Raw genomic sequence first — 26,847 nt, 5'->3', positions numbered from 1 at the left:
ATGCGTCTGAAACAAGGCATAAGATTATACAGCCTCTTACCGGAAGGATATGATGCCGTTTTTATCAACTCGGGCACCTCATCTTATAAAGAGCAGACCCTGGCGAAGGTAGACTTCCAGGACTGGCATTTTACTCCGCTGTTTGAAGAGGACGCCTATCTGCCGAAGAAGGACTGGCGGAAAATGAACACGCAGGAATCTGCCATCATCCGCGCTAAAACGGACCGTAAGGACCACAATACAATATTTACCGGTTATATTCCGGCAGAGCTCCAGTACATTATCCGGCGGCTGGGGCTGGAGCAGTCGAAAAACAGGGAGGAAGTGATGCAAAAGTTCAGGGATCATCCGGAAACCGTCCAACAGCTCAATACAAAGATGCAGGAATTCCTGAGCACAGTTGCAGACAATAAGCCTTTCCATTTTCACTGCATAGCCGCCAATCTGCCCAACCTTGAAATGGTAGCCTGCGATATTACGCGACTAAGGGAAAACTTTACTGTTCCCGAGAAAAGGTATATAGGACTGCATAATGATGGTACACAGTTTATGACCCTGCACACCACCCATAAGGCAGGCAACCGCATTACCATTAACCTCGGCAATCAATCGCGGATCTTCTACTTTGTGAACCTGACAATGATCCAGGCACTCAATATGCTATCGGAAAAGATTGACGTGAAAGAGCAGCAGGTGAACATCTACAATGTATCTGCGCACTTCTTCAAACATTTCCCCGACTACCCCGTCATTAAATTCATTCAACAGCCTTACCAGTTTTACATTGCGCCGACTGATAACTGTTTTCATGACGGCTCCACCTTAGGGAATACGGCCTTAGATATCAACATGGTTTATTTTGGAACATTCAGATGCTGAACTTTAAACATTACCCCTTTCAGAAACAGCTGGATTCGATGGACTGCGGACCTGCCTGTTTAAAAATGATCGCTGAGTACTACCGTATTGAGACGAATATATTTGTGCTGCGCGACTGGTGCAATACCTCACGGCTCGGCACCAATATCGGCGATATTGTCTTCGCTGCTGAACAAACCGGTTTAAAAGCCCTGGTGCTGAAAACGACAGACGAATACCTGAATGCATCCCAACCCTTCCCCTGCATCTTACACTGGCGCGAAAACCACTACGTGGTACTTTATGCCATCAGGGACGGGAGATACACCGTTGCCGATCCCGGGTATGGCCTCGCTACACTATCGCGTGAGGAATTTATACAGTCCTGGCTGGGCAGAGGGGAAAAAGGCATTGCCCTTTTCGTAGAACCTGATCCGGAAGGGAAGAATAATACGGTGAGCACCCCGGCTCATACCAGGAATATCTCCCGGCAGTTCCTGCAATTCATGAAACCCCATGCGGCAAAAACGGCTATCCTGTTCCTGATCATTTTGGTAGCCAGTCTCCTCTCACTACTGATCCCCAGAACGATACAGTACATGACGGATCATGGCGTACAGGAAAAAAACATTCATATTATCTGGAAGATGCTCCTGTTCCAGTTCATGTTGTTCGGCAGCCTTACGTTCACCAATTATATCAGGAACCTGATCCAGGCAAAGCTCAGCACAAAGCTGAGTATCAGCATTATCTCCGAGTTCCTTGTCAAGCTGCTGCGGCTGCCTGTATCATTTTTCGATACAAAGAATCATGCGGATATCTATCAGCGTATAGACGACCATGAAAGAGTAGAAACCTTCCTTTCTACAAAACTGGTGACCTTTATCTTCTCAGCAGCGCTGCTGATCTCGTATGTAGTGCAGATGCTGTTCTTTGACAAATACATTGTGTTCAGTTTTATCGCTTTCACCTTCCTTTCTTTTACCTGGTTCTTCCTGTTCCTTGGCAAGCGGAAGGAACTGGATTACCGCCGTTTCGGGCTGGCCATTGAAGAGCGCCACTATCTGAACGATCTTATTTCAGGCATGACGGAGATCAAACTAAATAATGCACAGGCTGTCAGGGTATCTCAATGGAGCGAGTTGCAAAACAAACTGTATGAATTCAAGCTGGGCAATCTTAAATTATCCCATCTTCAACAGAACGGGATCAACACGATCAACCAGCTGAAGAACATCTTTATTACTTTCCTCTGCGCTTACTGGGTGATCAACGATAAAATATCTTTCGGTGTGATGCTCAGTATTAGCTACATCATCGGACAACTGACCATTCCATTGCAGGAGGTAATGAACTTCTTCCAGGACTATCAGGATGCCAGGACTTCATTCGAAAGGCTGAATGAGATACAGCTAAAGGCCAACGAAAACGATGAAGAAAAATTGAACTTCCCTCCAGGGTTCAGTGAAGGATTTGAAATAACCGACCTTTCCTTCAAATATGCAGGCGTTCACAATAACTATGTGCTCCGCAATATCAATCTCTCTATTCCCAAAGGGAAGATCACTGCCATAGTAGGCACCAGCGGCAGCGGCAAGACCACCCTGATGAAGCTTCTCCTGGGCTTTTATGCCCCTCAGCATGGGCATATACGGGTCGACGACATCGACCTGCAAAAGATCAACACCGACGATCTCAGAAGGCAATGTGGTGTAGTGATGCAGGACGGTTACATTTACAGTGCTTCCATTGCGCAAAATATCGCGATGACAGACAGGGATATTGATGTCACAAAGGTGCGCAGGGCGCTGCAGATTGCCTGTCTTGATGAATTTGTCGACTCCCTGCCGCAGCAGCACAATACATTACTTGGCAGTATTGGCGTAGAACTGAGTGGCGGACAAAAGCAGCGCCTATTCATTGCACGGGCAGTGTATAACAATCCCCGGATCATCTTTTTCGATGAAGCTACCAATGCACTCGACTCCAACAATGAAAGGGCGATCATGGACAACCTGGAACGTTTCTTCGAAGGGAAAACAGTGGTGGTCATTGCACACCGCCTGAGTACCGTAAAGAATGCCGCGCAGATCGTGGTGCTGGAAAAAGGCGAGATTGTGGAGGTAGGTTCACATGCCGGGTTGACAAAGAACCGCGGGAAGTATTTTGAGCTGGTAAAGAACCAGCTGGAACTGGGTGTGTGAGTTATCCCACATACAAAAGACAAAGGCCGCACAAATGGCGGCCCTTATCATTTTTACAGATCAATTCACTTAAAGCACCACAAGCTTCTGTGTGGAGTTGAGCACCGTATTCGCGATCTTTACCAGGTATACGCCTGGTTTCAATGCTTTAGGTTCAATTGTATAGTTGGTTCCTGTAGTCATTTTCTGCAGTATGAGTTCACCAGTCAGGCTATACACAGTGATAATGCTTCTTTCCGCTTTGGCATTGGAGAAGCGGATCTGCACACTATTGTTAGTTACAGACGGGTTAGGATATACCTGGAACTCAGGATGAGCATAAGCAACTTTGTACTCTTCCGGCCTTGCCTGTCCATGGAATGGCTGGTTGCAATACAAAGACCAGTCTATACCTGATTTCGCCTCAGTAAGAGCGTCGCTGGTCCTGGCACTGGAAAGCAGCGCAGCAGTATACCATTTTGTGTTCACGCTTGCAGCGCCGGTAACACCGGTAACCAGCTGCAGGCGGTAGTCGAACTTCGCTTTTCTGGTAGCTTCACCGGAATAGATATAGTCCGTGTTGGTAATGATGGCGATCACCACATTGTTAGCCGGAGCAGCCATCAATTTCAGCGTAACATTGCCGCTGGAAACATACTGGCTGTACACCGGCGTACCATTCGCTGTCCAGTAAGCCAGCTGGCAGGTCATATTGGCACCGATAGGCTGAAAATTAACAGTAACAGTATTGCCGGTCACCGTTAAAGGGATCTGGTTAGCACCAGACCAACCAGGCAATGTGGTAGTATCAGGTCTCAGTACGCCGTTGGTGTTGGTTGTCTTAGCATAAGGTGTAGCCGTCCACGGAGCAGGATTTAACCAGGAAGGTTGCCACTCAGCACCGATAGAGCTACCGAAATTATCATTGAGTAACTGCACCACAGCTCTCTTCCATTTACCAAAATCAACCATCGCCTGTTTAGCCCTGTATTCGGTGATCAGTCTGCGCATCTGGGCGGCGCCGATGCCGCTTGCAATGCCTTCCAGCACCCTGGAAGATGCATAACGCCATATCCATGGAACAGCATTGTCGCCCAGCGTATTGCCCAGGAAAGTAGGGAATGATGAGCTGTACTGGTGCCCTCCCAGAAATCTGCGCCATGTACAAAGCTGCTGGCCGGAACTGTTATACATGTTCACGCCTTCAGCTGATGGTCCGCCGAAACTACCATCCTGCAGCCAGCCTGAATAACATTCGATCGGCATGAAGGGCGCAATAAAATCCGTACCGTTCAGGAAGCCCATGGAGCTGTAGTTGTTCGACCTGCGTGCATCAGCTGTTTGCTGGAACCACACGTTACCGCCTTCATGGAACCATGCGGAATTCTTCACACCAGGCAGGTCTGCCAGGGTAGCATGAATACCTTCATGTACCATGGCGCTTCTCTGGTATTCGCCATCGCTGCCTTTATATGCAGGATCAAATGCGTATACAGGATAGTAAGACGCAAGAATGATCGGCCAGTTCTTACCATTGTAGTAAATACCACTCTGCCAACCACCCTGCTCTGTACTATCTGCCTGGTCGGTACAAAGACCAGAACCATAGAGGTATACGGCGCTCTTATAACCGCTTCTTGCCCTCAGGTCAGCAGGCCAGCCCATTGTATCGCGGAAGTATTTGAATTCACTGTTTAAACGGGCCAGCATTGGCGTAATAGCAGCGGAAGTGATCATAGCGCGTTTCTTTGGTCCCCAGCGGAATGTCCACCAGCCGGACGACTGGGTGCCAACTACCTGCGGACAATCGTTCAGCACCTGTGCTGGTTCAGCCAGATTAGGATATTCAGTCCGGAAGTCGTAGCTGATGGTAGGCGAGTATGCCGGCCAGGTGTAGTTGCTGCTGTCGCCGCCTGTAGGTGGCGGCGTTGTTACCGCTGTACCGTACACCCGCCATTCGAGAATACCTGTTGACTGGGAAGTGTTACGCATCGACAGGCGGAGCTTTGTCACGTCCACTGCGGTGAATGACACTGTATTAAATGCATTCTTCTGTAAAGGTACATTGGCCAGTTGTATCCACGCAGTGCCATTCCAGTATTCCAGATATGCGGTAGTAGGCGTCAGCACGCCACCGGCATCGTCAAACCAGTATACCTGCGCAGATGTAACAGCGTAGGTCTGTGACCAGTCATACTGTACCCATTGAATGGAATTGGGGTTGTCCCAGTTACCATAGGCGCCATGGCTTTTGTCGTTCGAATTGGCCGGCGTGTAATTGTCATTTAACGCCGTAATTGTTTCCCAGGGGGAAACATACGATGTTGTTGAAGTGGCCTGTGGGGCAATATTCGTTTGTGAATATGCGACCGCACAACCGAATAACAACAGTAGCGATGTCCATGTAAATTTTAGCATCGTGTGTTCTTTTAAATGGTGAAAAAAGGATAGCCTGGATCGTTATTAAGATCACCATCGACGGGTTTTTCAATTCACAGTTATCCCAAAAGCGGGCACTCAATTCACTGCTTCATAGGTTCTCGCATTAATCATCAGCATGAAAATAAAACTATAGCAGAATAGAGCGCCATAGCTGGGTTGTATCACTTTTTCTATACCGCGAATGGTTCTTTTGAGTTTTAATAATATGGTTCCTGATGCTCATTACACCATACTTCTGCACGGTATAAAAATAGCATAGCCACCAAAATATGGATATCCATATTTTAACTTTTTCAGATAATATTTTATCCAATGGTGTCATCAAGACACTATATATAAAATATCGTTTTCAATTGGTGATTACCGGGCCAGTCCCGCTCTTATTTACGAGCCAGTTCCTACCTGTCCGTCTTCCTAAAATTGACGCATTAAACAAAGTAGTTTGACGTTTTAAACAAAGCGACTTGCTGTTGATGTGTTTAGTTTTGTCTTGTAAAATTTTAGAAAATGAAAGACAACTACAACGGAGCATTACAACAGGCGCTCCATTCAGGATTCAACGCTACATCAACGACTGATGATGTTATAAAAGGAATTGACCTTTCGGGTAAAATCGTGATCGTTACAGGCGGCTATGCAGGCATAGGACTGGAAACCGTAAGAACACTGGTAGCTGCAGGCGCTATTATAATAGTACCGGCACGTGATGTACAGAAGGCCAATAGTAATTTAAAAGGCATCAGTAACGTAACAGTGGCTCCTATGGACCTCATGGATCCGGCATCTATCAACGCATTTGCAGCAGCATTCCTTACTGCATATAAAAAGCTTGATATCCTTATCAACAATGCAGGCATCATGTGGGTACCGCTGCAACGCGATAAACGTGGATATGAATCCCAGCTGGCCACCAATCACCTGGGGCATTTTCAGTTAACTGCAAAGCTCTGGCCAGCCTTAAAGGAGGCAAATGGTGCACGTGTGGTGAATGTATCTTCCTTCGGGCACCAGATGGCCCCCTTCAACTTTGAAGATCCTAATTTCAAAGAAAGGGCGTATGAAACGCTGCAGGGCTATGGACAATCCAAAACCGCCAACAATCTTTTTGCCGTTGAACTGGACCATCGTGGCAAAAGTGTCGGTGTACGGGCCTTCTCCCTGCATCCCGGATCTGTGCTGGGGACCGACCTGGGGCGCGTAGCGCCTATGGCCTTATTCCAGCAAATGGGCACGCACGACGAGAACGGGAACATTTATCCGGAAGTGGCGGCCAGGCTCAAAACTGTAGACCAGGGAGCGGCAACTTCTGTATGGTGTGCTACCAGCCCGCAATTAAATGACATTGGCGGTGTGTATTGCGAAGATGCCGATGTGGCGGAATTGGATGAAGGAAATATCATCCATAATTACGATGATCCGACATCGTTGCGGGGCGTAAAGCCATATGCAGTTGATGCAGCCAATGCGCAAAGATTATGGACGCTGAGTGAAGAGATGACAGGCATTTCATTTCCTGCAAACTAATACGGATCATCCACCACATGCGCTCCTCATCGGTGAAGCCTTTTGTCTGTTTCCCGGGTGTACCCTGTGAAACAGCATTCAACCCGGTCAGGAGCACATGCGGTTGCAGCCCGGGGAAACAAACCCCGGGAACAGAAATGGATGAACATTAGCATCCGCAGCATTTTAGCTCCATCAGGAGCACATGTGGTTGCAGCCCGGGGAAACAAACCCCGGGAACAGAAATGGATGAACATTAGCACCCGCAGCATTTTAGCTCCGTCAGGAGCGCATGTGTTTGTAGCCCGGGGTGACAATCCCCGGGAACCGTAATGTGCCCTGCACATTTTATTTTCGTAGATTTATCATTTATCGCAATGGAATTTGAAACAAAATATATCACCCCTGATATTAAACTGTCTGAATTTAAAGGCAAGTCTTTCAGAGTGGAAGTCATGTTTGAGCACCATATGCTGGTCTGGTTCATTTCGGGCGAAACGAAAATCATACAGGCCGACGCCACCTATACTTTCAATGCAGGCGATACCTTCCTGATACCACGTAACCAGCTGGCTACGGTTATCAATTACCCCAAAAATGGCCTGCCACATAAAGCTGTAGCCATGCACCTGACCAGGGAGCGGCTGGAGGATTTCTATTCCAGGCATAAGGCCGTTAATACAACAAGGGTACAACCACTGCAAAAAGTGTATCGCTTCAGAAAGCACCCTCTGCTGGAAAGCTGTCTCGCATCGCTTATTCCCTATTTTGACCTGGGCGATCATCTTCCTCCCGATATCGCTGCTATTAAGATTGAGGAGGCGATCAGCATTTTAAGATCCATAGACAAAGATGTAGATGGGTTACTGGCCAATTTTGAAGAACCGGGAAAGATCAGTCTGACCGAATTCATGGAGCGACATTATATGTTCAACATGACGCTGGACAGGTTTGGCTATCTCACCGGTCGCAGCCTGGCAACATTCAGACGGGACTTTAAAAAGGCTTACAATACCACTCCGCAGAAATGGCTAACGGAAAAGCGGCTGGACCTGGCGCATTACCAGATAGCAGAACAACACCGAAAACCTATCGACGTTTATGTAGAAGTAGGCTTTGAAAACCTGTCCCATTTCTCATATGCCTTTAAAAGCCGCTTCGGGTATCCGCCCAATGCATTACTGGATAAAAAATGATACGATGTCGGCGCTGATCATCAGCCGGTTTCGAGCTTACCCCAAATATTCTGATAGTACGGCTCTGCGTGTTCGCATTCACTCAACAGCTAAAACTGTGTTGTGCCACAACGGGCACAGATAAATTATCGTCACCAGTATTAAAAGACAATTACAACCGGTGTGTACTGAACATCATTGTATAAGCAATAGACGCCCTCTCTTCCGGATATAAGCGCCTATCACAAATAAAAAATAAGCATATTGCTTCATTTTTTCTCATCTGTTGCCACGCCATATCAAGCTTTATCCATTGCCTCAGCAATTTCTGTTTTCGGCAATACCGTCCCGTTTTAAACTAATTAAGCATTCTGGCTGGCTATTTCAAACGTCACCGGGCATTGTTCACCGATTCATCCTGCCTCTCCGGCGAAAACCACCGGGAGAATCCTCGTACGCCTATTAGTTTCGAAGCCGAAGCGATCATCAACATAGTATATTTTATGAAGAGGCTACTGACAGCAACACTTACAGCGATTCCATTTATGCTGATTGCAGCGTGCAGCTCCGGAGAGAAAGACAGGCAGGCATTACTGGCCCGTATCGACAGTTTACAGGAAAAAGCGGATGCCGCCTATGTACCGGGCACAGGAGAGATCATGAACAGCATTGTTCAGCCGCATCACCTGAAATTGTGGCTTGCCGGCACTAATAACAACTGGACGCTTGCGGCATATGAGCTACACCTGTTATCGGGCGGATTCAAAAGAGTGGAGAAGTTTCACAAAGGATCACCGGAGGCAACTGCCGTGCAGATGATCTACCCGGAACTGGATAGTTTAAACGACGCGATTAAGGCTCAGAGAAAAGAGTTGTTTCAAAAGCATTTCCTGTTAATGACCAACACCTGTAATAGTTGTCATCAGGCAACAAACAATCCCTTCGTTGTTATAAAAGTACCGGAGAAGGAATTGTTCAGCAACCAGGAATTTTAATATCCTGACCGGAGATATTCCTACAGGATTATTACAGATTCCGCTGATAGTTTTGCCGCTTCGTAAACAGGAACCATGCCATGCCCGGCGGGATACCGGGAATTGCCAATAATAGACATCATTACCTCAATGTATATGCGTATAAGTAAACCAATAACTATAAAGCTGCTGACATGCATTATGCTGATTCAACTTATGGCTTGTGGCAATAAGAAAAGCAGTCCTGCAAAAAATGATGTAAAGACGTACCCCGTGCTTGAAATGGCTTATCAGCAGGCGGAAATAGACAATGATTATCCAGCCACTATCCAGGGTATTCAGAACATTGAAATACGTCCCAAGATTGACGGCTATGTGGAAGATATCTATGTAGATGAGGGAGCAGCCGTAAAGAAGGGGCAATTGCTTTTCCGCATCAATGCACCGCAATATGAGCAGGAAGTTAAAACGGCGGAAGCCAACATCGAAATAGCGCGTGCAGATGTGAATGCGGCACAGATGGAGCTAAACAAGGTCAAACCGCTTGTAGACAAAGATATTGTCAGCAAATACGCGGAAGAAGCGGCGCAATACACCCTGCAATCCAGGCAGGCAGCGCTTACACAGGCAAGGGCTGCATTAAGCAATGCGAAAACGAACCTGAGCTATACGTGTATCTATAGCCCTGCCGATGGCGTGATCGGCGTACTACCTTACAAGATAGGTAGTCTTATCAACAGTACAACACCGAACCCTTTAACTACCGTATCCAATATCAGCAAGATCTATGCTTACTTTTCCATCAATGAGAAACAGGGGCTGGACTTCTTTACCGCATCCAAGGGGAGAACCATGCAGGAAAAGCTGGCAACGCTTCCTCCTGTAACATTAGTGCTTGCCAACGGAACACTGCTTCCGGACAAAGGAAAGGTAGAAACGGCCAGTGGTCTGATCAATACGCAGACCGGTGCATTGAATATGAGAGCTACCTTTCCTAATCCGGCAGGCCTGGTACATAGCGGTAGCAGCGCCCTTGTACGCATCCCGGAAAAGATCGATACAGCCTTGCTCGTTCCTCAGAAAGCCACCTACCAGATACAGGGGAAATTGTTTGTGTATGTGCTGGAAGCAGGCAATAAAGTACGGTCTGCCGAGATCACTTCCACAGCATCGGCAGGACAGGCGTTTGTTGTCACCGCAGGTATCAGGCCGGGCGACAAAATCGTTGCAGACGGGATATCTAGTTTAAGGGAAGGCCTGGTCATAAAACCGAAACCTGTCAGCGCAGCAGATGCATTCACCTTATTATGATAAACCTGCCTGTTAAAACAATGATATGTTAAAGCGATTTATAGAACGGCCGGTATTATCCACGGTAATATCCATTATTATCGTAACACTCGGGGTACTTGGGCTGACCTCATTGCCGATATCACAATATCCGGACATCGCCCCTCCTACCGTACAGGTACAGGCTACCTACAGCGGCGCAAACGCGGATGTTGTAATGAAGAGTGTGATTGTACCGCTGGAACAGCAGATCAATGGCGTGGAAAATATGGATTATATCACATCCACCGCTGGCAATGACGGCAGCGCCAATATCACTATCAGCTTCAAGATAGGCAGCGATCCTAATATGGCGGCGGTGAATGTACAGAATGCCGTATCGCGCGCTACTCCCCTGCTACCACAGGAAGTAACCCGTGCAGGTGTTACTGTTCAGAAGAAGCAGACCAGCACCCTGCTGATCTTTGCCTTGTATAGCGATAACCCTGCTTTCGACCAGACCTTCATACAGAATTACGCATCTATTAATGTGCTGCCGGTTATCAAGCGTATCCAGGGCGTAGGCGATGCCTCCTCGCCCAGCGTGATGGACTATTCCATGCGTATCTGGCTGAATACCCAGGCCATGGCATCGTATGGACTGGTACCTTCCGATGTCACAGCGGCCCTGGCCGATCAGAACATCCAGGCTGCACCAGGGCAGTTTGGCGAACGGGGCAAACAATCTTTCCAGTATGTGATCACTTATCCGGGTACATTGACCGATCCTGCACAGTTTGGAGATATTGTGATACGTTCCAGCGTGAGGGGTCGCATCCTCCGTCTGAAAGACATTGCCCGTGTGGAACTGGGTGCATTGAGTTATTTCAACGTGGGCCGCGTGAACGGACATCCCGGTGTTTCTGTAGACGTAGCACAGGTAGCTGGCTCCAACGCCCATCAGGTAATACAGCAAACACTGAAAGCCCTGGATGATGCATCTAAAAGCTTTCCCAGCGGTCTTAAGTACGTGGTTTTACAAAATGTAGATGACTTTCTGAATGCCTCTATCGACAAAGTATTACATACGCTGGCAGAGGCCTTCATACTTGTATTTATCGTCGTATTTATCTTCCTCCAGGATTTCCGTTCTACATTGATACCGGCTATTTCTGTGCCGGTAGCTATTATCGGTACTTTTTTCTTCCTGAAACTGTTTGGGTTCACCATCAACCTGCTGACACTTTTTGCTATCATACTGGCCATCGGGATTGTGGTTGACGACGCCATTGTGGTGGTGGAGGCTGTCCACGCCAAACTGGACGAAGGCTATGAATCGGCGGAGAAAGCCAGCACAGATGCACTCAGCGAAATATCAGGAGCGATCATCTCCATTACCCTGGTAATGTCTGCCGTATTTATTCCTGTAAGTTTCATCGGGGGATCCTCAGGTATATTCTACAAACAATTCGGCCTTACATTGGCAACCGCTATTGTCCTTTCCGCTATCAACGCGCTTACTCTAAGTCCGGCGCTCTGTGCTTTATTCCTGAAACCGCATCATGAAGAGCATAAGAAGAAAGGGATGCTGCAACGGTTCTATACAGCGTTCAATACTTCCTTCGAGCTGCTGACTGCCCGCTACAGGAGGTCTGTTGCCTTTCTGGCAAAGAAGGTATGGATACCGCTTTCCACGCTGGGCATCTTTATTGTCATATTATATTTCCTTTCGAAAAGCACGCCAACGGGTTTTGTACCCAATGAAGACCTGGGAGCCATCAACTGTAATATAGCCCTCCCGCCGGACGCCTCGCTTGAGCGTACAGATGCTGTGGCGCGGAAGGTGGAGCAAATTGCCAGAACCATTCCCGAAGTAAATAATGTACTCTCAGTTACCGGCCGCGGACAACTATCCGGCAATGGTAATAACTATGCATTGGTGGTAATGCGGCTTATTCCCTGGTCACAAAGGAAACGTAATGTGCAGACGATCATTAAAGAACTCTTCACCAGGACGGCAGATATTACAGAAGCAGAGATCAAGTTCTTTGCCCCTCCTACTATTCAGGGTTTCGGCGCTACGAACGGATTTGCTTTTCAGCTGCAGGATAAGACCGGAGGCAGCATCGCCAGCTTCTATAAAGTAGGTAAGGACTTCCTTGCCGCACTGGGCGACCGCCCCGAGATACAGTTTGCTACCACAGCATTCAATCCTAATTTTCCGCAATACACCATGACCATCAACGTGCCTAAAGTGAAAGAAGCTGGTTTGAACGTAACAGATATTACCGGAGCGATGCAGGGGTATTACGGCGGGATCTATGCTTCCAATTTCAACGAGTTCGGGCAGCAATACAGGGTAATGGTACAGGCCTCACCCGAGTTTCGTACAACACCGGAAACCCTCAATGCAGTGTTCGTACGCACGCACGACGGGCAAATGGTGCCTATCACGGAATTTGTGACACTGACACAGACCTATGGGCCACAGTCCATCACCCGCTTTAACCTGTTCAATTCCATCAGCGTAAACGGCACGCCTAATCCGTCTTATAGTTCAGGGCAGGCTATCAGCGCTATACAGGCTGTAGCGGCAGAAACGCTTCCACAGGGTTATAGCTTCGAATATTCCGGCATTACAAGAGAAGAACTGACGGGGGGCAGTCAGACGATATTTATATTCCTGTTGTGCCTTGTGTTCGTCTTCCTGCTGCTCAGCGCACAGTATGAAAGTTACCTGCTGCCTTTTGCCATATTGCTGACCATTCCCGTCGGAATCGCAGGCACCTTCCTGTTCATCAATCTCTTTGGTATCAGCAATAACATCTATGTACAGATCACACTTATTATGCTGATAGGTTTACTGGCCAAGAATGCCATTCTGATAGTGGAATATGCGCTTGAAAGGCGAAAGTCCGGAATGGGTATCGTTGAAGCAGCCGTAAAGGGTGCAGAAGCGCGGTTAAGACCTATTCTGATGACCTCCTTTGCGTTTATCCTGGGTCTTATTCCACTGATGCTTGCCACAGGAGCGGGCGCCAACGGCAACCGCTCGATAGGCACAGGGGCGGTAGGTGGTATGCTGATCGGCACCACTTTCGGGATCTTCATCACACCTGTTCTGTTTATCCTGTTCCAGACCTTGCAGGAGAAAATCAGCAGCAAAAAGCGAGTAATATGAAACGGCATTTCACACGCGACATCCTTATTACGGTGATAGTCATGGCGGGTATCACATCCTGCTCGGTAACGAAACAGTATACACCACAGCAAACTGCCGTAAAAGGCCTTTACAGGGATAATGACGAAACAGATACCACTAATATGGCCAGCCTGCATTGGAAAGAGATATTTACAGATACGCTGCTCCAACAGCTGATCAGTACAGGAATCAACCAAAACCTGAACCTCCAGGCCGCCTATTCCCGTATCAGGCAGGCGGCAGCCGCTTATGAGCAAAGCAGGCTCCAGTTCCTGCCGGCGTTGAGCGCAGATCCAACGGCTGCCTTTGCCGGATCGTCTGATCCGCAGTCCATCGGGAAAGCCGTTACAAACAGCCTATATCAGACAACCCTAACGGCCAGCTGGGAAGCCGACATCTGGGGAAAACTGAAAAGCGCCAAACGGGCCAGTCTTGCCAATCTGCTGCAGGCCGAAGCAAATGCCCGCGCCATACAGACCTCGCTGGTAGCAGGTATTGCCAGCAGTTATTATACCTTGCTGGCGCTGGACCAGCAACTCGCTATTACACAGGAAAGCGTAAAGAACTGGCAGAAAACGGTAGATATCATGAAAGAGCTGAAAACTGCCAACACTGTGACCGGAGCGGCAATTGTACAGAGTGAAGCGAGCAAATATGCTGTATCGGTTACTATTCCCGACCTGAAACGGTCTATCCGGGAAACGGAGAACCAACTGAACCTGTTACTGGGGAATGTTCCGGGACCGGTGAGCAGGACCACTCTCGACAGCCAGCATCCTGTTACACTGCTGCAAACAGGCGTGCCGGCACAACTGCTCGCCAACAGGCCGGATGTAGAAGCAGCAGAGCATAACCTGCGTTACTACTTTGAATTAACGAATGTTGCCCGCACTTATTTCTATCCTTCACTGACATTGAGTGCATCTGCAGGGTATGCGAGCATGAGTTCTTTCTGGGGAGTGGGTTCCTGGCTCAGTAACCTGACGGCTGGTTTAAGCCAGCCTGTTTTTAACCAGGGCGTCAATAAAGCAAGGCTGCGTGCCGCCCGTGAGCAACAGCAGCAGGCAGCCTTAAATTTTAAAAATACCGTACTGACAGCGGGAGAAGACGTCTCCAATGCCATATATTCTTACCAGATGGCAGGGCAAAAAGCAGCAGACAGGAACCTGCAGCTGGAGAACCTGCGGAAGTCAGTAGAATACACACAGGAACTCGTACGCTATGGTTTCGCTAATTACACAGAAGTATTGACGGCACAGCAAAATCTGCTGATCGCTCAACTGAACAAGGTGAGCGACCGTGAGCAACAATTATTGGCAATCGTATCTCTCTACCGTGCATTAGGAGGTGGCTGGCGATAAACTGGCATGTGTTTAAAAAACATCCAGTATCAACAGTTTCTTTTCTCCTGCCGGCACCTGCCAGCTGATCTGCTTCCCTTTCTGAAATCCCAGTAAGGCGGTACCGATAGGCGCAAGTACGGATATCTTGTTCTGGCTGATGTCTGCCTTGTCGGGCGTAACGATCGTAACCGCCAGTATACGTTGTGTCTCCATATCCTTGACAACAGCAGTAGAATTAAGTCCCACTACGGTATCAGGAAAATTCTCCCTGGGCACCAGCTTTGCTTTTTTCAGTTCGGTTTCCAGTTCTGTTACACGACTTCTGTCAATTGACTGGCGGTGTCCTCCATTTCTGATGTATGTTGTAAGGATATCGAAATCCTCTTTCTTTATCACTAATTGTTCTTTTTTCATTTTCATACGTTTTGATTTAACATTGATAATTGGGGGATCAGTGTACCCCGGGCGCAATAGAATGCTGATAGATGCCAGACGGCACCACTGGCTAACAACCCGCTCGCAACGGCAACGTTTGTATTGCGAACCGACGGCACCATCCCATTGATCACCGGCATTGTCAGGCGCTCTTCTTCAGCGATACCGGCAACATCTTGGACAGGATCACCTTCCATTTCTCGGCTTTATTCTCCAGTTCCGAGAGTTCGCTGATATTGTCTTCTGCCTGTTTAAAGAACTGGACATCCGCAGGTGGCTTGTCCAGCAGGAACTTAAAATGTAAGGTCATCTTCTCAAGATATTGTTCCAGCCTCCGCTTTCTCAGGCCATTTACCTGGATATGGCCATATTGTTTTTTTACGGAACAGTTGGTGACCTCGTTCAGATCTATGACCTGCTCTGTAAGCACGCCGTTATTGATACCGTTCAATACCAGTAGTTTTCTCTGTACTCCATCCAGGCCAATGATACAGTTCCTCAACACTTCCTGGCTTGAGAAGGAGAGGTTATATTTTGATCCAAGCCTGCTGAAATAATCAAGCAATCTTTTCATCTTTCTTTGTTTTTGTCTGTTTCGAATAGCTGTCAGCAAGCAATAACATAAAAAAGCAGCTGCTGAGAGCAGGATAAACACATCTGCCAGTGACATGATAATTTTTTACAACACGGTATCATCACCTGTTCCGGGCAAAGCCGTACAACAGCATTACCGGGGCAGTGATGCATAATATAAAATACCATTTAGGACTGGCGATCAGGCCCCGCTCCACTGAAATGGCGCTCAATAGCGCCAACAGCGCGACAGCTCTGCCAGCTGAAACCCGTTGTTTCCGGTACATGGCAATAACTTTTACACGTTAAGTACTAACAGTAAATAAGATTGAATACAATATCCCAGGCTATTGGAGCAATCAGGCCTGGGCAAACCTGTTAAAGTCTTTAAAGTTGGAGAAGTAGTACAGGTCTACACAAAAGGGGATAAATTCCGGGAATGACCAGGTAAAGCAGTTGCTGATATCAGGTATTACGTACCTGACAGCATCTGTATTGTTAATATGGGAACTCTTCCGGATCATTTAGTCAAACTTACTAAATAAATTTGTAATACCTGACATCAAATACCTAATAGTTCGTTAATTCTGTCAGCATTGTCCTAACTTCACTTTATGAACGCAGGTACATTTTTACGCAGTACATCACTCCTCGATGATACCTTTTTTGAGCAGACCGTTATTTTCATTACCGAGCACAACGAAAAAGGCGCCATGGGCTTCGTTACGAACAGGCTTTTTCCAAGGCGGATCAATGAACTGGTGGAGTTCAGCAACTGTGCTCCCTTCCCCCTGTATGAAGGTGGCCCTGTGGATCAGGAGCACCTGTATTTTATACATCAGCGCCCCGACCTGATAAAAGGAGGCGATCCGGTAACAGCTCATATCCACCTGGGGGGCGATTTTAAGGCTGCTATGCAATACATTAACGACAATACTATCACAGAAAAGGATATCAGGATATTTATCGGCTATTGCGGCTGGGATGACGAGGAACTTGAAGCGGAGATTGCGGAAGGAAGCTGGGAGCTCATACAGGAAAGCCAGGCCGCCCTTTTCTGATCATGATGCGCTGGATGTCCTGCAGCTGTAACTTTTGCCTCCCAATGGACGTTTTACCTGCAAACATCCATTTGATCAACTATATCACCGCTGTATCATGAAACATTTTTATCTCCTCCTTTCCCTTGCTTTCCTTTTTGTAGCCTGTTCCAAAGATGACTTTAACCCTTCAAAACCTAAAGATGGCCAGGTAGTAGAGCTCTTTCTTGATCATTACACAACAGCCGGAGACCAACGGATATCCATAAATGCCAAAAGAGATGAGTCGCTTCATACCTATTTGAAAAATTTCGACGAACGCGAAAAGGGCTATGTGTACATAGTTAAGGCAAAAGTGGTGGCTACGCCATCGGGTTGGGCGGATTACCCTTCTTACACGTTTGATTATATAAAAACACTTGCCAGGGAAAAATACCAGGGAACGGATACTTTCGCATTGCCTCTGTTTGGATGGATCGGCGACGGAGATGCTTTCTTTCTAAGAAAAGATGCCGCCGGTTATTCCTACCTCGATTACCAGCTTAAGCCCGCCGATGCTTCTGTGCAGGCAGATCTCGGCAAAGCGGTCGAAAAGGGCTTACAAATGATCAACACCGCCGGTCCCCGGACGCCGCTCAAGGTCTATGTACAGCATGACCCTGCGAACTATGCCAAAGGCTACATCGTGTACCACGTCCAGCTTCAATAAAACAGATATTTGCTATTCATATAAAGAGGCACATCCGGAAGCCGGGTGCGCCTCTTTGCATTGTTGCAGATGCTGCACATCTACTATCTTAAGCCGTTCGAACCGCTACAGGACTTTTTTACTAACTTTAGAAAAAAACAGGACATGGAGAATAAAGGGCTGCTTTTTATTCCGGATATAAGTGGCTTTACCCGTTTTGTGAACGAAATAGAGATCGATCATAGCCGGCATATCATACAACAGTTGCTGGAGGTCTTGATTAATGCCAATAATACCGGTCTTGAAATCTCTGAGATCGAAGGAGACGCTATTCTGTTCTATAAATTCGGGGCCCCACTGGAACTGGAAGCATTATATAAACAGGTGGAAAAAATGTTCTGCGAATTCCACCGGCATCTGAATGCATACGACCACCGAAAAATATGCCAATGCAGGGCATGCGTATCTGCGGTGGACCTTACCCTGAAGATCATCACCCACTACGGTGAGTTCACGACCTATAACGTAAAGAACTTCAGCAAGCTGATAGGAAAAGATGTGATCGTTGCTCACCAGCTTCTGAAAAACGATATTAACCAGCATGAATACTGGCTGGTAACAGATAACCTGCTGCAGGATACACCTCCCGCCGGACTGGCTGCATGGATGAAGTGGGATACCAGCGCCAAGCAGACCGAAACGGGTGAAATACCCTTCCACTACACGCAGTTAGGCCAGTTACGAAAAGAGCTGCCACCTGAGCCCGACCCACAGCTGGAGCTCTCGGATAAGGTAAAAGTAGTGTCTGCATTTAAAGATTACGACGTCGACATTAAAACGCTTTGCTTTACTGTCGTTCATTTCGAGTTTCGCCACCAATGGCAGGTAGGTTTAAAAGAAGTCAATGAGGTGGAGCATTTTCTGCCGGGCGTAGGCAGCCGCCACCAGCATGTAATGGAGAATGGTCAGAAAATAATGATGTTTACAAGCAGCTTTTCCTATAACCCTGAAGAGAAGATATTATTCAGTGAGACGGACGAAAAGCGGAAAAGCTCGACCTATTACACTATTGAAAAAGCGCCCGATGGCCGCTCCCGCCTGATACTGGATGTCTACATCCCTAAAAATCCGGTACGACAGCTGTTGTTTAATCTTTTAGAGAAAAATAATCTGCAGAACAGCCTTCGCCAGTCGCTCGAAAACCTGGAACCTATTGTGAAGAAGATGGTACTGCCGCTGGAATTCTGACAACGGCCTGTCAGGGCATATAAAGCCCGAAATACTTCTCCCTGCCTGACGGCCGGGAAAAGTATTTCGGGCAAATAAAGGGCTTGTTTTCGCCTGTTATGAGGAATGTATTGCTAGGGTTGCTGCAGCTCTGCTATTTCTATCTTCCGCATTTGCATGAGTGCTTCCTGCGATTTCTGCGGATTTGAAGAATTAAACAGCAACTGGCCTATATTTTTGGGTACTACCTGCCAGCTTACGCCGAAAGGGTCTTTACACCAACCACACATGCTTTCTTCCCCGCTTTTTGTAAAGGTATCCCAGTAATAGTCTATAGTTTGCTGATCATCACACTCCAGCACCAGGGAAACCCCTTCCGTAAATGTGAACTGCTGAGGCACACCGCTATCCATCGCCATCAGCAAATGACCGTTGACGGTAAATTGCGTATGCTGGATCTGCCCTGTCATCTCTCCTTCTGAGTAACGAAGGAGTCCCTCATTTTTATAGGACGGAAACGTTTTTTCGTAGAAATCAAGCGCCTGCTGACACCGGCCCTGCTGAGCCCCGCAAAACATCAGCGTGGGCACGAGCTTATTATATTTCCAGTCGTCCGGCCCATAATACAATTGCCAGCTGACGCCATACTTGTCTACCGCCCAGCCATAACTCGCACTCCAGGGGTAGCTGTCCAACTGCATTAATATGTTGCCTTCCCGGGTCAGTTTCTCCCATACCTGCGCAATCGCTACTTTGTCGTTAGAGATCCACATGAAGGAAATAGCCGGGTTGGGCTTGTATATAGGCCCTCCGTTCAGGCCCATCAGTTCTGTGCCATCCAGCAGGGCTTTGACAACGATCGGGTTCTCGTCTGTGATCTTTGAATTGGGAAAAACCGAAACATAAAAATTAAATGCCTCGCTGGCCTTCCCGTCAAACCATATACAAGGAAAGATATTGGTGTTGGATGAAGCTTTCATGATGCATTATTTTCCTTCCAATTTAACCAATTACTCAATGACAATAAAATTTCTTCATTCTTTTGCTATGTCTTTATCCTTCCCTTCTACCAGGAACGAATGAATGTTCTCCAGTAATGCATCAGATGTGTTTGAGTTGGTGAAAATGGCATATCCCATCTTCAGGTCCTTATAAACTTCAAACCGGCATTTGAAATCCCCGTTATTACCGCCATGGCCAAACGTTTTACCGAAAGGCGTTTCCCTTATTTCAAGGCTCATACCCATATATGTAGGCACCTTGGGCTTGTGCGTCCAATTTGTAAAATCATATTCCGATTGCTTTGACATGATCATATTGTAAGTCTCTGGTTTAAGCCCCTGCTGTTCCAACAGATACAACATAAACCGTGTAAAGATCTGCGCTTCCGTATGCATGGAATAAGCCATACCTGGTTTTTCCGGCAGGTCGTTGTTACTGGGCCTTCCATCAAAGTGGCCATATGCCACCATCCGCTGCAGGGAATCATTCTTTGAGAAGAATGTATGGTATAGTCCGACAGGCTGTATCACTTCTTCCTGCAACACTTGCTCTACACTCTTACCCGTGATCTTTTCCACTACCATTTTGAGGTATTCAAAGCCTTCCCCGGAATAACCAAACGCTGTTCCGGGCGTAAATTTAATGACCAGTTTACCATCACGCCAATTGGGGAAGCCGGTGCGATGTGTCAGTACATGTCTTGCAGTGATCAGCTTGTAGCGGTCATCGTATTCTATGTCCTTGTAGGGAAGATATTGGTATAAAGGCTTGTCGAGATCAATCACCCCACGTTCAGCCAACTTTTCTACAGCTAAGGCAAACACAGGCTTTGTAATTGAAGCAGCTTCAAACAGTGTACTGTCATTCACCCTTGCCCCTGTCATAGCGTTAGTGACCCCATATGTTTTATGATATATCAGCTTCCCATCCCTGATCAAAGCAAGCGAAACGCCGGGTATCCCATAGTAATCGCGATAAGCCTCAATAAAGCTATCTACCTTCCCGGGATTATCAGCAGTAAAATCAAACAGTACACCTTTATCGGGAATCAGGTCGGGCACCGGCGCCAGGGGAAGAACAATATCAGGCGCTACTGTTTTTTGCCCGGGTTTGGCTACAAAAGTAAGAGGCGTCTTATAGGCTACGGCATATAGCTTGTCATCAGATTGATAATAACGGTCAGAAAATAAGAGCTCATATTTCCCGGCAGGAACTGTTATGGAGTAATTGCCCAGGCTATCTATTGCTGCGGCTGTCCATAATTTTGGATTATCCACAGACCTCAGCCGTACCTGGCCAGGCAACTTAGCAGCTGTATGTTTGTCCCAACTCATTTTACCAGACACAGTAGACAATTTTGCATCATTGGGCAAAAAGATAATATCGCCGAGGCTGTTTGGATTCATATATTTGGCGCCTCCTTTTCCCCAGGCCGACCAGGAAAAACTGCCGTCCTGATCCCTGTCGAATACATGAAAGTCAAATCCCATGGACTTCCCGGCAGACAATTCATTTCCCAGGCGAATGCGCCATTCATAGAAGCGCATATCTCCCTTCCGCGTCATGGCAACCTCCACAATATTCCAGGATGCTGCACTGGCAAAAGGGTCATAGAAGGCGTTATTTGTATTGCGGAGTTTCTTACTGTACATAAATGAGGCCACTCCCGAACCCGTCAGCAAATGGCGGGCATCGATGCTCACCTCAAGTCCATCCTGCGTATTCCATTTTACATTTTCGGATGTATCTTCCATAAAGTCATCGTCCCTTACCGTAAATGCCACATATAAGGACTGGTCATCCAGGCGGTAACCCAATTGGAAGAACCCCGAGAAATCAGCATCATCTTTGGGTTTGGTATCCGAAAGATGCATGGCGATCATATACCTGGTTGCATCTTTCGGCCAGTCAGAAAGATCTCCGTCAACAGTGATCTTACCCAGCGGATAAGCAAATGCCACACTCCCGTTATGAGCCATTGAGTGCAGGCAGCAATGGATGCATAATACAGCGATGCATATTGCTTTAAGAGATGAAATTGACATGTTCAACAATTTTAGAGGTAAAGTGTGTGGTTCCGTTGAACGAAAGTAACGTTGTTATCTAAGGACACTTCAGCTGCAAAAAAGTTGCATGTATACCGCTCCCTGGCCGTATTTCGATCACCTGGCCGCCCGATACCTTTCCTGTTGAAGGAAGTACCGGGTGCTGCGCCTGATCATCTCCTATACGAGGTCTTTTCTCAGTTCCATCAGGAAAAACGAAGATCTTGGAGCGGAAGACTTATTTGAAAAAGGTATCCGGTTACCGGTGGGTACAAAACCCTTACGCCGGTACCAGGCCAGCAGTTCCTCCCGTTTGTCGATCACGGTAATGGTAATAGATCGATACCCACGTTCCCTGGCGAAGGTTTCGCTGTATTGTATCAAACGGCTGCCTATACCGCTTGTCTGCACACCCGGTAAGACCGACAGCATGCCAAGGTATAGTGTATCATCCTTTTCTTCCAGTAATACACTACCCAGTATAGCCAACTGCTTGTCGCAACACTTAAATATGGTCACACCCGGCCGGCTGATAAGTTCCAGTAAACCTTCTTCTGTGGTCCTCTCCCCTTCTACCAGGTGCCCTTCGGATGTCCAGCTTTTGCTGCCGGCTTCGCCTCTGTAAGCACTGTTGATAAGCTGTGTTACGGTTGGAATATCTGTTGCAGTAACGGGCGATATTGTAAAAACTTCGTAAGCTTCTTGCATGCCTTAAAATACACTTTCCGGCAAAAATATGCAAGTCATTACGCCATCGTTCTACCATGACCCAGCAGTATTCCCACCGGCAAGATCAGCTCACATGATGACGCCGGCGTGACGGGAACAGGTGGAATACAGACGGTGCATTGAAATAGAGCCATATGGCCAATATGGGGTCGCAGATGGCGCAACCCGCCGAGGATGCAGGCGCCATCGGTATAATGGGATTACCGTAATAATGATGTAACAGGTCATAGATAGTATGGACAATCCATCCGAGTGCCAGGTATTTATAATTTTTCAGTCCCTTGTAAGCCAGAAAGATCATGATAATACCCAGGGGAAACTCATAAAAGCCCAGGCCACTGCTCCAATAGACCCCGCCTGCGCCGGCAATGATCAAGGCGTTTATTTTCTGCCTCAGCGGCTCTTTAACGAAAGAAAAAACGGTCATATAGATAGCTGCTATAGTGGTAGCGCCAATAGCTACGGTAATGGAAAATCCTGCTGTCATGTATTTAATGTTTCAGACCGCAAAGTTCAGTGTTGGACAAAGCGGCTGTTAGGATATAACGGGCAGCTTGCAGGATCTTTCAATCTTCTTTTCTACCGATGTTCCGGTTGCATTTCATAAGACATTGTGCCTCTTACACTCAGTATCCGCCAGTCAAGGTGCCTTTTATAGAAAGACCTTAAGTATTTTCCTTATCTTCCTGCTATCAAAAACAACGTTATGATGTCAGTCAGAGCCGCTATTGCCTTTGTATTTTCTTTTTACCTGCTCACAGCAAATATCCCCTCCTTCGCAGGAAATCATCGTACGCTATGCGACACGGGTGTGGTAGCCGAAGGTGCAACACCTCAGCTGATTGCCAGGAATTTTTCTTTCACAGAAGGCCCGGCAGCCGACAGGCAGGGGAATATCTATTTTACAGATCAACCTAATAATAAGATCTGGAAATACAGTACCGACGGGCACCTCTCCGTTTACATGGATAGTGCGGGCAGGTCAAACGGCCTGTACATCGATAAAAAAGGGAACCTATATTCCTGTGCAGACGAGCAAAACCAGCTGTGGAAGATCGATGCGCATAAAAAGGTAACCGTACTGATAAATGATCTCGATGGTAAGAAACTGAACGGTCCCAATGATCTGTGGGTATCGCCCAAAGGGGATATCTATTTTACAGATCCCTACTATCAACGCAGCTGGTGGAGCAGAACAAAGCCGGAAATAGCAGGAGAAAAAGTATATGTATTGTTACATGGCAGCAAAAAAGTGATACCCCTTGTAGACACGCTGCAGCGCCCCAATGGGATTGCCGGTACCGCTGACGGTAAATACCTGTATGTATCAGACATTCAGGCTAACAAAACTTACCGCTATGCTATCAATAAAGACGGCTCCTTAAGCAAGGCAGCACTCTTTGCACATATGGGCTCCGATGGCATGACTACCGACAACCAGGGCAATGTGTATCTTACCGGGCGAGGCGTTACCATATTCAACCGCCAGGGCATACAAATAGCGCATATCCCTGTTCCGGAAGGCTGGACAGCTAATGTTGCCTTTGGGGGTAAAAACAGGAATAAGTTATTCATAACAGCCTCTGAGGCGATCTATACCATTGATATGAACGTGAAGGGCGTTGAGTAAAGATATTTTCTGACTACCTTCGTTCCGGATTAACAACTTATACCGTGAACTTTAAGACACTATCACTAAGGGACGCTATAGACCAGGACTTGGTAACCCCACTTGCTACTGATTTTGACATGTTTGAAGATGATGCCGCTTCACTTATTGTCAGAGTTTACGACGGAGATACCCTCATTAACGAATATGTGGACCTGCATGATCTCTTCCATGAAAAAAAGACGGCAGGCATCATCGTAAATGGCAACCTCACCGTGAATGCCCCAATAATTGATTTTGAGATTGACACCTGCTCCGCTTTTCTCATCGTACACGGCTCACTCAACTGTAAGACCCTGGCGGCAGGATGTGCGGAGATTATCGTAGATGGGGACCTAACGGTAACAGACGCCATGCTCGCCTATTACAACCATGGCATAATTGAGATCCAGGGCGATCTGAATGCCCCGCTCCTCATCATAGACAACCATGGCGCATCCATTAAGGGCAGGATCAATGCTGCCACTTTTTGCCGCGGATGGCAGATAAAAGCCGCCGATTATACCAACTGGCGGCATATCCTGTTACCAGCCGTTGCGGGTGAACTGCTGGATGAAGACGAGTACCTTTTTGCCGGCGATGAACGATTGCTGCATATGCTGAAGGATGGAAGGCCTGTGTTCAGGGAGAAGCTGGGGAATATATCGGCATTCGATAATCCCGAGGCGAAAATTACTTCATGGGAAGAGATAAAGCCACTAATACAACATCTGAAGTGTAAATACGAAGATTACCCATTTGCTTTTGCAGAAAAACGCGATCCCGGACTGCCGGATGACAGGTTCATGCTCTATGATGGTACCACTGTATTGGATGAACTGGACCTGGATAAAGAAGAATACATGAGTATTGTAGTGCTGGGAGATCTTCATGTAAAAGGCAGTATCATCAATGAAAATACAGATGGAGCCTGCTCTCTCATCGTACTGGGAAACCTGAAAGCGAAAAATGTATGTGTCGGCGGACAAATCATCTATATAAATGGCTACATCGCCGTTGAAGAGATGCTGATGGGCGTGTACAATCACGGTGAACTATATGGCACTTCTTATGTATGGTGCCCCCTTGTGATCTCGGACGATTACGACTTTTACTTCGAAGAACATGCAGCAGTGAAAGTGCTGAAATTGAATGAACAGGAAGATAATGAGCTGATAAGGGAAAAGCTGGTAGACGAGCTTTTCGACGAAGAAGAAGGCTTCCTCCTCTATAGTACTATCCGTGAGGGTATTCCGTTGCTGAAGCCACAGGCACACCATACAGCGATCACAAAAGAGGACCTTACAACGATAATAAGTGGGCCACTCCTGGGGCCGGATAACTACACTGTTTCCTTTACAGAAGACGACTGGCATATTACACTGAACAGAGGCGGAGAAATAGACGCTGATGGCAACGCAAGCCCTCCATCGGTCATTGCGATCAATATTGATAAAGACAGGCATTACTGCTGGTACATTTCCGATGAAGAGACCATTGCCACGATGATAAAAGAGGGTGAAGACTGGATACCGGCATCAACTGCAGCAGCCGATGTACTGGCGCACTTTTCGCTCATCAATACGATCATCAAACGCAAGGTACGCTGGAATAACAAATACGTACAAAACATCAACCAGGAAGAGCTGTGGAAACTGGTCTGGATGTTCCGGAACGGCCAGGAGGAAACAACATTCCAGGCATATGCTATTACGATCTGCAGAAGAGTGCTATATGCCGCCGCTTATCCCTTTGCCTACATCTTCGCCAGATACCGGGAAGACAGCGAACACCGTGGTCTTGCTACGTATCCCTCATGGGCGCCGGCTGCCGCTTTATTAGATGGGCTCATACAATGGGAACTCGCACAGGAGATCACCCGGAGTAAACCACTGGCTGAAAGGACAGCTGAACTGGACACCATCACCAATTATAACTGGGGCGTTACCTACCAGATCCCTGAGCGCTACAATACCCAACCTATTGACCGGGATTTCATGATTGAACTGAATGAGACCCTTGCCTCCCGTGAAGGGGCGATGCTGCGCCTCGATGCAGGGATCGGTTCATTCGTTATTGCAGGTATGCATATCAACGATCTTGGCATCTTTAACAACCTGATGCATCCCTTAGGCATTTATCCGAAGTACTTCATGTCAGTAGACGAAGAAGAAGAAAATGCCCTGAAGGAGATCGCCGCAGAACTGCTCGCGACTGCCGGAGATGAAAATCCGCTGAGGCTGCAGTCCTACCGGGAGCAGCAGGAAGCCTTATGGGATTATATATACAATGAACGTGGAGATGTTGTGTTCTGGCAGAACTGGATAGAAAGACTGCAAAGCAGGCTTAGCACTCAGGCCGGCTCTTCTTACATTTTCCGTGGGGAAGACAATATACAACCGATCCACCCTGAACTGGATCACTGGATCAATTGGTGTGAAAAGTACGAGACAATTTCAGCAGGAAGTCATATCATTATGCCGGAGGATGAGTAATGAGCTCACTATTATC

At 47.3% G+C, this 26,847-nt stretch carries 22 protein-coding genes; 13 read left to right on the top strand and 9 right to left on the bottom strand.

Features of this window, described 5'->3' with window-relative positions:
• Both MYF79_RS16595 and MYF79_RS16590 read left to right on the top strand, forming a co-directional pair.
• Entirely contained in the window at positions 1–879 is an 879-nt protein-coding gene (locus MYF79_RS16595; RefSeq protein ID WP_247808771.1) for a hypothetical protein, read from the top strand.
• Positions 873–3,062, top strand: a complete 2,190-nt coding sequence (locus MYF79_RS16590) for a peptidase domain-containing ABC transporter (RefSeq protein WP_247808770.1) — start codon at positions 873–875, stop codon at positions 3,060–3,062. Before MYF79_RS16595 ends, MYF79_RS16590 begins: the two co-directional genes overlap by 7 nt.
• 69 nt (positions 3,063–3,131) lie before the next feature.
• On the opposite strand, the gene MYF79_RS16585 is transcribed toward MYF79_RS16590, so the two are convergent.
• Complete coding sequence (locus MYF79_RS16585) at positions 3,132–5,459, bottom strand: T9SS type A sorting domain-containing protein (protein WP_247808769.1); 2,328 nt, start codon at positions 5,457–5,459, stop codon at positions 3,132–3,134.
• A 531-nt stretch (positions 5,460–5,990) separates the two neighbouring features.
• On the opposite strand from MYF79_RS16585, the gene MYF79_RS16580 reads away from it, so the two are divergent.
• The 6 genes from MYF79_RS16580 (at position 5,991) to MYF79_RS16555 (ending at position 14,967) form a co-directional block, all read left to right on the top strand.
• Positions 5,991–7,007: an SDR family NAD(P)-dependent oxidoreductase gene (locus MYF79_RS16580; protein WP_247808768.1), complete on the top strand. Its 1,017-nt coding sequence runs from the start codon at positions 5,991–5,993 to the stop codon at positions 7,005–7,007.
• 356 nt (positions 7,008–7,363) lie between these two features.
• On the top strand, positions 7,364–8,182 hold the full coding sequence (locus MYF79_RS16575; RefSeq protein ID WP_247808767.1) for a helix-turn-helix domain-containing protein: 819 nt from the start codon (positions 7,364–7,366) through the stop codon (positions 8,180–8,182).
• A 482-nt stretch (positions 8,183–8,664) separates the two neighbouring features.
• Complete coding sequence (locus tag MYF79_RS16570) at positions 8,665–9,156, top strand: hypothetical protein (protein WP_247808766.1); 492 nt, start codon at positions 8,665–8,667, stop codon at positions 9,154–9,156.
• Positions 9,157–9,336: 180 nt separating this feature from the next.
• Complete coding sequence (locus MYF79_RS16565; RefSeq protein ID WP_247808765.1) at positions 9,337–10,446, top strand: efflux RND transporter periplasmic adaptor subunit; 1,110 nt, start codon at positions 9,337–9,339, stop codon at positions 10,444–10,446.
• 25 nt (positions 10,447–10,471) lie between these two features.
• Complete coding sequence (locus MYF79_RS16560) at positions 10,472–13,585, top strand: efflux RND transporter permease subunit (protein WP_247815076.1); 3,114 nt, start codon at positions 10,472–10,474, stop codon at positions 13,583–13,585.
• Positions 13,582–14,967, top strand: coding sequence for an efflux transporter outer membrane subunit (locus MYF79_RS16555; RefSeq protein WP_247815075.1), 1,386 nt, complete (start codon positions 13,582–13,584; stop codon positions 14,965–14,967). Before MYF79_RS16560 ends, MYF79_RS16555 begins: the two co-directional genes overlap by 4 nt.
• A 12-nt stretch (positions 14,968–14,979) precedes the next feature.
• Here MYF79_RS16555 and MYF79_RS16550 read toward each other — a convergent pair whose 3' ends face one another.
• The 4 genes from MYF79_RS16550 to MYF79_RS16535 form a co-directional block, all read right to left on the bottom strand.
• On the bottom strand, positions 14,980–15,369 hold the full coding sequence (locus MYF79_RS16550; RefSeq protein ID WP_247815074.1) for a GreA/GreB family elongation factor: 390 nt from the start codon (positions 15,367–15,369) through the stop codon (positions 14,980–14,982).
• Between the two features lie 157 nt (positions 15,370–15,526).
• The gene (locus MYF79_RS16545; protein ID WP_247815073.1) at positions 15,527–15,958 is read right to left on the bottom strand and encodes a hypothetical protein; all 432 of its coding nucleotides are present in this window, start codon (positions 15,956–15,958) and stop codon (positions 15,527–15,529) included.
• A 121-nt stretch (positions 15,959–16,079) separates the two neighbouring features.
• Positions 16,080–16,244 (bottom strand): hypothetical protein, encoded by a 165-nt coding sequence (locus MYF79_RS16540; RefSeq protein WP_247815072.1) that lies wholly within the window; start codon positions 16,242–16,244, stop codon positions 16,080–16,082.
• 72 nt (positions 16,245–16,316) lie between these two features.
• Positions 16,317–16,481, bottom strand: a complete 165-nt coding sequence (locus MYF79_RS16535; RefSeq protein WP_247815071.1) for a hypothetical protein — start codon at positions 16,479–16,481, stop codon at positions 16,317–16,319.
• Positions 16,482–16,571: 90 nt separating this feature from the next.
• Here MYF79_RS16535 and MYF79_RS16530 point away from each other — a divergent pair, with 90 nt between their 5' ends.
• The 3 genes from MYF79_RS16530 to MYF79_RS16520 all read left to right on the top strand — a co-directional run bounded on the left by MYF79_RS16530 (position 16,572) and on the right by MYF79_RS16520 (position 18,933).
• The gene (locus MYF79_RS16530) at positions 16,572–17,018 is read left to right on the top strand and encodes a YqgE/AlgH family protein (protein WP_247815070.1); all 447 of its coding nucleotides are present in this window, start codon (positions 16,572–16,574) and stop codon (positions 17,016–17,018) included.
• A 97-nt stretch (positions 17,019–17,115) separates the two neighbouring features.
• Positions 17,116–17,706, top strand: coding sequence for a hypothetical protein (locus MYF79_RS16525; protein WP_247815069.1), 591 nt, complete (start codon positions 17,116–17,118; stop codon positions 17,704–17,706).
• A 144-nt stretch (positions 17,707–17,850) separates the two neighbouring features.
• On the top strand, positions 17,851–18,933 hold the full coding sequence (locus tag MYF79_RS16520; protein ID WP_247815068.1) for a DUF2652 domain-containing protein: 1,083 nt from the start codon (positions 17,851–17,853) through the stop codon (positions 18,931–18,933).
• 113 nt (positions 18,934–19,046) lie between these two features.
• Here the strand turns inward: MYF79_RS16520 and MYF79_RS16515 are convergent, their stop codons facing one another.
• The 4 genes from MYF79_RS16515 to MYF79_RS16500 all read right to left on the bottom strand — a co-directional run bounded on the left by MYF79_RS16515 (position 19,047) and on the right by MYF79_RS16500 (position 23,175).
• Positions 19,047–19,892 carry a VOC family protein gene (locus MYF79_RS16515; RefSeq protein ID WP_247815067.1) on the bottom strand — a complete coding sequence of 282 codons (846 nt, stop codon included), beginning with the start codon at positions 19,890–19,892 and terminating at the stop codon, positions 19,047–19,049.
• A gap of 54 nt (positions 19,893–19,946) precedes the next feature.
• Positions 19,947–21,959 (bottom strand): serine hydrolase, encoded by a 2,013-nt coding sequence (locus MYF79_RS16510; protein WP_247815066.1) that lies wholly within the window; start codon positions 21,957–21,959, stop codon positions 19,947–19,949.
• A gap of 180 nt (positions 21,960–22,139) precedes the next feature.
• The gene (locus MYF79_RS16505) at positions 22,140–22,667 is read right to left on the bottom strand and encodes a GNAT family N-acetyltransferase (protein WP_247815065.1); all 528 of its coding nucleotides are present in this window, start codon (positions 22,665–22,667) and stop codon (positions 22,140–22,142) included.
• An 85-nt stretch (positions 22,668–22,752) separates the two neighbouring features.
• Entirely contained in the window at positions 22,753–23,175 is a 423-nt protein-coding gene (locus MYF79_RS16500; RefSeq protein WP_247815064.1) for a DUF6010 family protein, read from the bottom strand.
• 219 nt (positions 23,176–23,394) lie between these two features.
• Between MYF79_RS16500 and MYF79_RS16495 the strand changes: the two genes are divergently transcribed.
• Positions 23,395–24,318 (top strand): SMP-30/gluconolactonase/LRE family protein, encoded by a 924-nt coding sequence (locus MYF79_RS16495; RefSeq protein WP_247815063.1) that lies wholly within the window; start codon positions 23,395–23,397, stop codon positions 24,316–24,318.
• A gap of 44 nt (positions 24,319–24,362) precedes the next feature.
• Entirely contained in the window at positions 24,363–26,831 is a 2,469-nt protein-coding gene (locus MYF79_RS16490) for a hypothetical protein (protein ID WP_247815062.1), read from the top strand.
• Positions 26,832–26,847 lie beyond the last annotated feature (16 nt).

The sequence above is a fragment of the Chitinophaga filiformis genome (assembly GCF_023100805.1).
GTDB lineage: Bacteria > Bacteroidota > Bacteroidia > Chitinophagales > Chitinophagaceae > Chitinophaga > Chitinophaga filiformis_B.
This window is presented reverse-complemented; position numbering and strand designations above follow the sequence as displayed.

What these genes read in the sequence shown, in the direction of transcription:
- MYF79_RS16595 (WP_247808771.1), top strand. Translation starts at nt 1, where the DNA reads ATGCGTCTGAAACAAGGCATAAGATTATACAGCCTCTTACCGGAAGGA.
- MYF79_RS16590 (WP_247808770.1), top strand. Translation starts at nt 873, where the DNA reads ATGCTGAACTTTAAACATTACCCCTTTCAGAAACAGCTGGATTCGATG.
- MYF79_RS16585 (WP_247808769.1), bottom strand. Translation starts at nt 5,459, where the DNA reads ATGCTAAAATTTACATGGACATCGCTACTGTTGTTATTCGGTTGTGCG.
- MYF79_RS16580 (WP_247808768.1), top strand. Translation starts at nt 5,991, where the DNA reads ATGAAAGACAACTACAACGGAGCATTACAACAGGCGCTCCATTCAGGA.
- MYF79_RS16575 (WP_247808767.1), top strand. Translation starts at nt 7,364, where the DNA reads ATGGAATTTGAAACAAAATATATCACCCCTGATATTAAACTGTCTGAA.
- MYF79_RS16570 (WP_247808766.1), top strand. Translation starts at nt 8,665, where the DNA reads ATGAAGAGGCTACTGACAGCAACACTTACAGCGATTCCATTTATGCTG.
- MYF79_RS16565 (WP_247808765.1), top strand. Translation starts at nt 9,337, where the DNA reads ATGCTGATTCAACTTATGGCTTGTGGCAATAAGAAAAGCAGTCCTGCA.
- MYF79_RS16560 (WP_247815076.1), top strand. Translation starts at nt 10,472, where the DNA reads ATGTTAAAGCGATTTATAGAACGGCCGGTATTATCCACGGTAATATCC.
- MYF79_RS16555 (WP_247815075.1), top strand. Translation starts at nt 13,582, where the DNA reads ATGAAACGGCATTTCACACGCGACATCCTTATTACGGTGATAGTCATG.
- MYF79_RS16550 (WP_247815074.1), bottom strand. Translation starts at nt 15,369, where the DNA reads ATGAAAATGAAAAAAGAACAATTAGTGATAAAGAAAGAGGATTTCGAT.
- MYF79_RS16545 (WP_247815073.1), bottom strand. Translation starts at nt 15,958, where the DNA reads ATGAAAAGATTGCTTGATTATTTCAGCAGGCTTGGATCAAAATATAAC.
- MYF79_RS16540 (WP_247815072.1), bottom strand. Translation starts at nt 16,244, where the DNA reads ATGTACCGGAAACAACGGGTTTCAGCTGGCAGAGCTGTCGCGCTGTTG.
- MYF79_RS16535 (WP_247815071.1), bottom strand. Translation starts at nt 16,481, where the DNA reads ATGATCCGGAAGAGTTCCCATATTAACAATACAGATGCTGTCAGGTAC.
- MYF79_RS16530 (WP_247815070.1), top strand. Translation starts at nt 16,572, where the DNA reads ATGAACGCAGGTACATTTTTACGCAGTACATCACTCCTCGATGATACC.
- MYF79_RS16525 (WP_247815069.1), top strand. Translation starts at nt 17,116, where the DNA reads ATGAAACATTTTTATCTCCTCCTTTCCCTTGCTTTCCTTTTTGTAGCC.
- MYF79_RS16520 (WP_247815068.1), top strand. Translation starts at nt 17,851, where the DNA reads ATGGAGAATAAAGGGCTGCTTTTTATTCCGGATATAAGTGGCTTTACC.
- MYF79_RS16515 (WP_247815067.1), bottom strand. Translation starts at nt 19,892, where the DNA reads ATGAAAGCTTCATCCAACACCAATATCTTTCCTTGTATATGGTTTGAC.
- MYF79_RS16510 (WP_247815066.1), bottom strand. Translation starts at nt 21,959, where the DNA reads ATGTCAATTTCATCTCTTAAAGCAATATGCATCGCTGTATTATGCATC.
- MYF79_RS16505 (WP_247815065.1), bottom strand. Translation starts at nt 22,667, where the DNA reads ATGCAAGAAGCTTACGAAGTTTTTACAATATCGCCCGTTACTGCAACA.
- MYF79_RS16500 (WP_247815064.1), bottom strand. Translation starts at nt 23,175, where the DNA reads ATGACAGCAGGATTTTCCATTACCGTAGCTATTGGCGCTACCACTATA.
- MYF79_RS16495 (WP_247815063.1), top strand. Translation starts at nt 23,395, where the DNA reads ATGATGTCAGTCAGAGCCGCTATTGCCTTTGTATTTTCTTTTTACCTG.